Below are 8,702 nucleotides of genomic sequence, written 5' to 3'. Positions count from 1 at the left end.
CGACGTGCACCGGTCGACGGGCTCCGACGGGACGCTGCCGACGATCGTGTGGGTGCACGGTGGCGCGTGGCTGTCGGGCAGCAAGGACCTGATCGCCAACTACCTGCGGGTCGTCGCCGGCGGCGGGTGCACGGTGGTGGGCGTCGACTACTCCATCGCCCCGCGCGCCACCTACCCGACGCCCGTCCTGCAGGTCCTCGACGCGCTCGCGTTCCTCACGGAGCATGCCGACGAGCTGGGCGTCGACGCCGACCGCCTCGTGCTCGCGGGCGACTCCGCGGGTGCGCAGATCGCGGCGCAGGTGATCGGCGTGGTGATCGACCCGGCGTACGCGGCCTCGATYGGCGCCCACCCCCGGGTCACCCGGGACCAGCTCGCCGGTGCGGTGCTGTTCTGCGGCGTCTTCGACATGTCGCTCGCGCGCGGGCTGCGGGGCCGGCCCCGGTGGTTCGTCGACTCCGTGATGCGCTCGTTCACCGGCAGCGCGGACTACCTCGACGACCCCCGCTTCGCGGGCATCTCGGTGGTCAGGCACCTGACCCCCGACTTCCCCCCGACGCTGGTGTCCTGCGGCAATGCCGACCCGCTGATCGGCCACTCCCAGTCGCTGCTCACCACGCTCGAGGCCCTCGGGGTGCCGCACGAGACGCTGCTGTTCGAGCCCGACCGCGAGCCACCCCTCGGTCACGAGTACCAGTTCCACGTGCACACCGACGCGGGCCAGGAGGCCCTGGCGACGATGCAGCGGTTCGTGGAGGGGCTGGCCTGAGGTCAGCCCTGACGGACCGCCGCGCGGTGCTCGATCGCCACGACCGCGAGCGACAGCAGGCCCGGCACGATCACGACCAGCGGCGCGAGCATCCACACCATCACCGCGCACAGCCCGAGCGCGACGACGAGCAGGAACGTGCCCGTCAGGTCGTCCCCGGCACGCTTGGYGGCGGTCTGCACGACGGTCGCCCACCGTGCGCCGGGCGACCAGCCGGCGGCCGCGCGCAGCACGACGACGAGCAGGATCGCGACCAGGAACCCGGTCGCGATCCGGACCCCGGCGCCGCCGGGTATCCCGCCCTGGCCGATGAGCTGCAGGTTGACCAGCAGGACCAGCAGCAGCACCGGCATGCCGATGGACACCAGCCAGACGCCGCGGCAGGCCGCGCGGAAGTCCTCCCACAGGGCGGCCACGGTGTCCGGCCGACCGTCGAGGTGGCGTCGGACGTGGGACACCCCGGCGGCGAGCGCAGGGACGGCCGTGATGATCGGGAGGCTGAGCACCGAGACTCCGAGGCCGACGAGGAGCGCCTCGCTGAACAGCCCGAACCGTCCGCCGCCGAGCAGCGGCTTCTGGTCGGGACCGGGCGTGAGGTCGTCGGGACCCGGGTCCGCCGGGCGGCTGGAGTCGTCGTCGGGAAGCGGGGTGCTCATGGCTCCCAGGCTGACACGCTCCTGCCGCCCTGCGGAAACCGCCATCAGCCCTTGAGCCCCTGCGTCGCCACGCCCTCGACGAGGTAGCGCTGGAAGACCAGGAAGAAGAGCATGACCGGGACGAGCGCGAGGACGGCCATGGCCATCTGGGCGCCGTAGTCCGAGGTGGTCGTCTGGTCGACGAAGAGCCGCAGCGCGATGGGCAGCGAGTACAGGTCGGGCTTCTTCAGGTACAGCAGGGGTCCGAAGAAGTCGTTCCAGGACCAGATGAACGCGAAGATCGCGCTGGTGACCAGGGCGGGCTTCATCAGCGGCAGCATGATCGAGCGGAAGATCCGCACGTGCCCCGCGCCGTCGATGCGTGCGGCCTCGTCGAGCTCGCGCGGCAGGTTGCGCATGAACTGGACCATGAGGAACACGAAGAACGCCTCGGCGGCCAGGAACTTGCCGATCAGCAGGGGCACGAAGGTGTCGACCAGGCCGAGCCGGTTGAACACGATGTACTGCGGGATGATCACCACGTGGAACGGCAGCAGGAGCGTGCCGATCATGAGGGCGAAGAAGACGTYGCGCCCGGGGAAGTCGATCCGCGCGAAGGCGTAGGCGCTGATCGAGCAGGACAGCGTGATCCCGATGACGGAGCCGACGGCCAGGATCGTCGAGTTCATGAAGAACGTCCAGAACGAGACGCCGCCGATGCCCTCGATGGCCTTCTGGAAGTTGGCCACGGTGAAGTCGGTGGGGATGAGGCTGACGTTGCCGACGATCTCGCTGGACGGCTTGAACGAGGACATCAGCATCCACACCGCGGGGTAGAGCACGATCACGATCAGGGCGAGCGAGCACAGATGGAAGATCAGAGCCCGGCCGCGCTTGCGGTTCTTGGTCGACTGGCGCAGTCGCGCGCTGTCGTGCGAGCTGACGATGTGGTCGGAAGTCGAGGCGACGGTGCTCATCACTTCCCCTCCCCGGAGTAGTGGACCCAGTGCTTCGAGCTCCAGAAGAAGACGGCCGCGAGTGCGCCGACGACGATCACGAGGATCCAGGCCATCGCCGAGGCGTAGCCCATCTGGAAGTCCTGGAAGCCGCGGAAGTAGAGGTACAGGGTGTAGAAGAGCGTGGACCTGGCGGGGCCGCCGGTGCCGTTGGAGATGATGAACGCCGACGCGAAGATCTGGAACGCGTGGATCATCTCGAGCAGCAGGTTGAAGAAGATCACCGGCGAGAGCATGGGCAGCGTGATCTTCAGGAACTTGCGCGAGGCTCCGGCGCCGTCGACCGACGCGGCCTCGTACAGCTCCTGCGGAATCTGCTTGAGCCCGGCCAGGAAGATGACCATCGGCGCCCCGAACTGCCAGACGGTCAGCAGGATGAGCATCGGCATGGTGCGCTCCGGGTCACCGACCCAGCCGCCGGCCGGGAATCCGAAGAACTGCTGGACCTGGTCGACGATGCCATTGTCGATGAACATCGCCTTCCACACGATCGCGATGGAGACCGAGGCCCCGATCAGCGAGGGTGCGTAGAAGGAGGACCGGTAGAACCCCTTGCCGCTGAACGCGTTGTTCAGCAGCATCGCCACGGCCAGCGCGGCGAGCAGCTTGATCGGGGTCCCCAGCACGACGTACGTCAGCGTGACCTTCCACGCCTGCTGGTAGTTCGGGTCGCTGAACAGGCGTGTGAAGTTCTCCAGGCCGATCCACTCGGGCGGCGCGAAGAGGTTGTAGTTCGTGAACGCCAGGTACAGCGAGGCGATCATCGGGCCCGCGGTGAGCAGGACGAACCCGAGCAGCCAGGGGCTCAGGAAGGCGTAGCCGGCCAGGGCCTCGGAACGCTTCCGCCGCTTCTTGGCTGCGGAGTGTGCGGCGATCGAGGGGCCTGTCGTCGGAGCCTCGGCAGTGAGGCCCCCCACCACCGGTCACTGGGTGGAGAGCTCAGCCTCAGCGAACCACTGCTCGGCGAAGTCCTCCGGCGTGAGCGTGCCGTAGCCGAGCTCCTCGGCCAGGGTCCGCCACTTGGACTCGATCGTGCCGAAGCCCTTGACGGGGATCGGGGTGGACTCGGTCACCTGCTCGGCGACCTTCTCCTCGTACGCGATCACCTGGGCATCGACGCTGCCCTCGGTCGTGTCGACGGCGGCGCGCTGCTCGTCGTCGGCGGGAACTCCCTTCGATGTGCCGAAGATGGTCCCGACCTCGGGGTCAGTGAGCAGGAAGTTGATCAGCGTCGCGGCCTGCTCGGGGTACTTGGTGTTGGCGCCCGAGGACAGCAACATCGACGGCTTGAAGAACAGGGCCTTCTCGCCCGGCTCGATCGAGGGGATCTGCGCCATCGCGAGGTTGGCCGTGCCCGAGTCGGCGACGTAGCCGGCCAGGAAGTTGTCCCAGCTCATCTCGGTCGCGGTCTCGTTGACCGTGAAGCCGCCCTTGGGTGCGAGGGAGACGTTGCGGTCGACGGGGAAGACCAGCTTGTCGGCCCGGAGGTCGGCGGTGAGGTCGAGGAACTCGACGATCTCGGCCTCGTCGAAGCCGAACGTGCCGTCCTCCTCGAAGGGGGTGATCCCCTTCTGCAGGAGCCACTGGATGAAGAACCAGAAGGTGCCGGTGTAGTCGACCGCCCCGTACAGGCCGTAGCCGTCGGTCGTCTTCTCGCCGGCCTCGGACACCTCGGCGATGAACTCGTTGTAGTCCTCCCACGTGTAGTCGGCCTCGTCGGGGAACGTCGCCCCGGTCTGCTCGATCACGTTGGGGTTCTGGAACATGGCGAAGGTGTTGGTCGACGTGGGGATGCCGATCATCTTGTCCTCGAGGACGCCCGCCGTGGTGAGCGTCTCGTCGAAGCCGGTGAGGTCGATCGTGCCGTTGTCGACCCATTCCTGCAGGTCGAGCAGCTGGCCGTTCTGGTTGAACTCACGCAGGTACGACAGGTCGAACTGCATGACGTCCGGGAGGGCGCGGCCGGCGGCCTCGGTGGAGCGTGCCGTCCAGTAGTCCGGGAACGCAGCGAAGCTGGTCTGGACCGTGATGTACGGGTACTTCTCCTTGAACAGCGCCAGTGCCTCGTTGTACCGGGCTGCTCGGTCGTCGTTGCCCCACCACGTGAAGTTCAGGGTGACGGGGGACGTGTCGGGGCCGGTCGTCGAGGCCGTCGGTTCCGCGTCGCCGGATCCGCCAGACGAGCAGGCGGTCAGGGCGAGGGCGGCGACGGCCGCAACAGCGGCGGTCTTCCACAGGGTTCGCTTCATCGTCGTTGAGCCTCCTTGCTCGGGGGGTGAAAGCGCATTCCGGACGTTAGGCGAGCGCTTGCCGGGATGTCAACGGCTCGCGCTGAATCGTTACAAACGCAGGAGGCCTCGGCTCCAATGTGCCACCCACGAGGCCGGGGCGCTCGCCGGTGTGTACGGTCGGGACGGCACGCGGTGGAGCCGGAAGGCGGCGTGTTGTATCGTTTCAATCTCCTGTGCTGCCCGACGACGCGCCACACACCCTGGAGCCCCGGTGACCGACCGTCAGATCCCCTCGTGGTCCGAGCTCAAGCCCCTGATGCGCCCGAAGCCTCTGGTGCTGAACGCCACCGAGCGACGCCTGGCCGACGCCCTGACCATCGCCGACCTCCGGACCGTCGCGCGCAAGCGCACCCCCCGCTCGGTCTTCGACTACACCGACGGCGCCGCCGAGGCGGAGATCTCCCTGCGCCGGGCGCGCCACCTGTTCCGCGAGCTCGAGTTCCAGCCGTCGATCCTGCACGACGTCTCCCACGTCGACCCGACGACGGACATGATCGGCACCACGTCGGCGCTGCCGTTCGCGTTCGCCCCCACCGGCTTCACGCGGATGATGAACCACGAGGGCGAGCGCGCGGTGGTCCGCGTGGCCCAGCGCCGCGGCATCCCGTACGCCCTGTCGACGATGGGCACCACGTCGATCGAGGAGGTCGCCAAGGCCGGCCCCGACGCCCACAAGTGGTTCCAGCTGTACGTGTGGAAGGACCGCTCTGCCGGCGAGGACCTCATGGCACGCGCCAAGGCCGCCGGCTTCGAGGCGCTCATGCTCACGGTGGACGTCCCGGTGGCCGGCGCCCGGCTGCGCGACGCCCGCAACGGCTTCTCGATCCCCCCGGCACTCACCGTCAAGACGGTGCTCGATGCCGCGACGCACCCCGCCTGGTGGCTGAACCTGCTGACCACGGAGCCGCTGACCTTCGCGTCGCTGAGCAGCTGGTCCGGCACCGTCGCGGACCTGCTGGACAAGCTGTTCGACCCGACCATGACGATCGCGGACCTCGAGTGGATCCGCGCCTCGTGGGACGGTCCGCTGATCATCAAGGGGATCCAGACCGTCGAGGACGCCCGCCGGGTCACGGACGCCGGCGCCGACGCGGTGGTCCTGTCCAACCACGGCGGCCGCCAGCTCGACCGGGCGCCCGTGCCGCTGCGCCTGCTGCCGGACGTCGCGGAGGCCGTCGGCGACCGGACGCAGGTCTGGGTGGACACCGGCATCATGTCCGGCGCCGACATCGTCGCCGCGATCGCCCTGGGCGCCGACGCCACCCTCGTCGGGCGCGCCTACCTGTACGGCCTCATGGCCGGCGGCGAGCGCGGGGTGGAGCGGGCGGTCGACATCCTCGAGCGCGAGGTCCGCCGCACCATGGCCCTGCTGGGCGTCTCCACGGTCAAGGAGCTGGGCCCGCGGGGGGTGAGCGGACACGGACCGGCCCGGGCGAGAGGGGTTGCCCGGGCCGGTCTGGTGGGTACCGACTAGCGCGTGACCTTGACCTTCACCTCCGGGCTGCTGGTCGACCCGAGGGCATTGGACAGCTCCGCGCGGTAGACGTGCGTGCCGATCGCACGGCCGTTGACCGTGGTCGTGGCCTTCTGCGCGTTGGTGCCGTCGGCGGTCAGGGACTGGGTGTCGATGAGCACCCCGTCCTCGTACAGCCGGTAGGTCGTCGCGTTGGTCCCCCACCAGAGGTTGGTGGTGAGCGTGTACGACCCGTCGCCGTCCCAGTTGTCGTGGCTGAGCGCCGGGGTGCCCGGGTTGGCGGCGGTGACCTTGACGGTGAGCGGGGCGGTCGTCGTCGACCCGTGCTGGTTGGTCAGCACCGCGGTGTAGACGTACGTCCCGTTGGGCTTGCCGGCGATCTGGAACGCCGCCGACTGCGCGGACGGCGTGGCGTCGACGAGGTCGAGGGTGGCGACCGCGACGCCGTTCTCCAGCAGGGTCACGGTCTGGGCGTTCTGGCCCCACCACAGGTTCATGGCGACCGTGTAGCTGCTGTCCTTGTCCCAGTTGTCGCTGGACAGGACGCCCTTGGACGGTGACGCGGTGGCCGGACCGGGCACCCGCTCGCCGGGACCGGTCGACGGCCCGGTGTAGACGATGCTCGGGGCCGCCGGCTTCGCCATGCCGTCACCGAGGAAGTACCCGGTGTGCGGCGGCTGGTTGTAGCCCGTGTTCTGCCACGCGACGCCCAGGCGGTACACCGGGTCGGACTGCAGGGTGCGCAGCCGGTGGTCGGTGAGGTCCACCGTGGTGGCGATCCGCAGCGCGGAGGAGTCGGCCAGACGCGTGACGATCTCCTCTCGCCAGTCGCCGAACAGGTCGGCCTGCAGGGCGGGGGTGCCCTTGGTGCCGTTGTCGGAGAGGGTGCCGGTGGCCCGGTAGAGCTCGTCCGACGAAGCGGACGACGGGTTCCACTTCGAGATCGTCGGGACGCCCGTGAGTGCCGTGGTGTCCCAGTCGTGGTCGGTGATCTCCCTCAGCAGGTCGCCGTCCCACCAGGTGAGGAAGTTCGCCGCGGGGATGGTGGCCCCCAGCAGCGTCCCGTCGGCTGCCCGCAGCTGTCCGGCACGCGAGTTCCACGTGCCGTCGGCCACCACGGCCCACGACTCCGCGCCGGGGTGCGACGCGTCGATGTCGTCCGAGGCACCGCGGCCGGTGTCGGCCGTGGCCGGCATCGACCAGAGCACCTCGCCGGTGGCGGCGTCGCGGAACGTCGCCCCGATCCCCAAGCTGCGCGGCGCCTCCTCGTGCACCGCGAACACCTCGAGGCCCGGCCGGCCGGGGTCGAGGTCGCTGACGTGCAGCGCGTCCCCGTGCCCGAGCCCGGTGCTGTAGAGCACCGTGCCGTCGTCGTCGATGGTCATGGAGCCGAACACGATCTCGTCCTTCTGGTCCCCGTCGACGTCAGCCACCGACAGGTTGTGGTTGCCCTGGCCGGTGTACTGCGAGCCGGCCTCGTGGGAGTCGAACGTCCAGCGCCGGGTGAGCGAGGACCCGTCGAAGTCGTAGGCCACCACCACCGTCCGCGTGTAGTAGCCGCGGCTGAAGATCACGCTCGGGTGCTCACCGTCGAGGTAGGCGACCCCCGCGAGGAACCGGTCCACCCGGTTGCCGTACGCGTCACCCCAGGAGCCGACGTCTCCGCGCGGCGGGGTGTAGTCGATCGTGTCGACCGCCGCTCCCGTGGCTCCGTTGAAAACCGTGAGGAACTCCGGCCCGGTGAGCACGTAGCCGCCACTGTTCCGGTAGTCCGCCCGCGCGTCGCCGATCACGGTGCCGAGCCCGTCGACGGTGCCGTCCGCGGTCTTCAGGCTGACCTCGGCCTTGCCGTCGCCGTCCAGGTCGAACACCTGGAACTGCGTGTAGTGCGCGCCGGCCCGGATGTTCTTGCCCAGGTCGATCCGCCACAGCCGCGTGCCGTTCAGCTCGTAGGCGTCGACGTACACGTTGCCCGTGTAGCCGGCCTGCGAGTTGTCCTTGCTGTTGGACGGGTCCCACTTCACGACGATCTCGTACTGCCCGTCACCGTCGACGTCCCCGATCGAGGCGTCGTTGGCGTTGTAGGTGTAGGGCTGCCCGTCCTTCGTGTACGCGTCCGCCGGCTTGTCCAGCGGCACGTCCAGGTGCTGGCTGTCCCACACGCGGAACTCGGCGGTGGCCCAGCGCTCGATCCCGTCGACCACGGAGCTGACCCGGTAGACCGAGCCCGTCGTGCCGGCAGCGTCGAGCAGGTTGGTGCTGGCCTTCACCGGCGAGCTCGTGATGCGCGCGCCGTCCCGGTACACGTGGAACGCGATCGAGTCGGGGTCGAGGCCCAGCTGGCGCCAGCCGAGGTAGACGCCGCCGTCGGTCTGCACGGCCACCGGGGACCGGTCCAGACGCTCGGCCTGCCGGGCCAGGGTGGTGACGGCCGGGGTCGTGATCGAGGCGGACTGCGCGGACACCCCGCCCGCGTTCACCGAGGCCACGCGGTACGTGTACTCGATGGTGGTGAGC

The 8,702-nt window shown here is 69.4% G+C and carries 7 protein-coding genes; 2 read left to right on the top strand and 5 right to left on the bottom strand.

Annotation, left to right across the window (positions count from 1 at the left end; all coding sequences use genetic code 11):
• Nucleotides 1–769 (top strand): alpha/beta hydrolase (locus tag AC1DUQ_RS19560; protein WP_477074401.1); only part of this gene is annotated, 769 nt, incomplete at its 5' end.
• A 2-nt stretch (nt 770–771) separates the two neighbouring features.
• On the opposite strand, the gene AC1DUQ_RS19555 is transcribed toward AC1DUQ_RS19560, so the two are convergent.
• The 4 genes from AC1DUQ_RS19555 to AC1DUQ_RS19540 are packed head-to-tail and all read right to left on the bottom strand — an operon-like array spanning nt 772 to nt 4,669.
• Nucleotides 772–1,425 (bottom strand): hypothetical protein, encoded by a 654-nt coding sequence (locus AC1DUQ_RS19555; protein ID WP_477074400.1) that lies wholly within the window; start codon nt 1,423–1,425, stop codon nt 772–774.
• 44 nt (nt 1,426–1,469) lie between these two features.
• Entirely contained in the window at nt 1,470–2,381 is a 912-nt protein-coding gene (locus AC1DUQ_RS19550; RefSeq protein WP_477074399.1) for a carbohydrate ABC transporter permease, read from the bottom strand.
• Nucleotides 2,381–3,295 (bottom strand): carbohydrate ABC transporter permease, encoded by a 915-nt coding sequence (locus tag AC1DUQ_RS19545; RefSeq protein ID WP_477074402.1) that lies wholly within the window; start codon nt 3,293–3,295, stop codon nt 2,381–2,383. Before AC1DUQ_RS19545 ends, AC1DUQ_RS19550 begins: the two co-directional genes overlap by 1 nt.
• Nucleotides 3,296–3,343: 48 nt before the next feature.
• A complete protein-coding gene (locus tag AC1DUQ_RS19540) occupies nt 3,344–4,669 on the bottom strand; it encodes an ABC transporter substrate-binding protein (protein WP_477060976.1) in 1,326 nt (441 codons plus the stop codon).
• 253 nt (nt 4,670–4,922) lie between these two features.
• Here AC1DUQ_RS19540 and AC1DUQ_RS19535 point away from each other — a divergent pair, with 253 nt between their 5' ends.
• Nucleotides 4,923–6,185, top strand: coding sequence for an alpha-hydroxy acid oxidase (locus AC1DUQ_RS19535; RefSeq protein WP_477074398.1), 1,263 nt, complete (start codon nt 4,923–4,925; stop codon nt 6,183–6,185).
• Here AC1DUQ_RS19535 and AC1DUQ_RS19530 read toward each other — a convergent pair.
• On the bottom strand, nt 6,182–8,702 hold a 2,521-nt coding region (locus AC1DUQ_RS19530), incomplete at its 5' end, for a rhamnogalacturonan lyase family protein (RefSeq protein ID WP_477074397.1). The two genes, AC1DUQ_RS19535 and AC1DUQ_RS19530, sit on opposite strands and share 4 nt — an antisense overlap.

The sequence above is a fragment of the Cellulomonas sp. P4_B5_2 genome, from assembly GCF_056402235.1.
Note: the sequence above shows the minus strand (reverse complement) of the source record. Positions and strands in the feature narration are given on the sequence as shown.

Bases quoted from the DNA above. Each gene is read 5' to 3' on its own strand.
- AC1DUQ_RS19540 (WP_477060976.1), bottom strand. From the start codon at position 4,669: ATGAAGCGAACCCTGTGGAAGACCGCCGCTGTTGCGGCCGTCGCCGCC.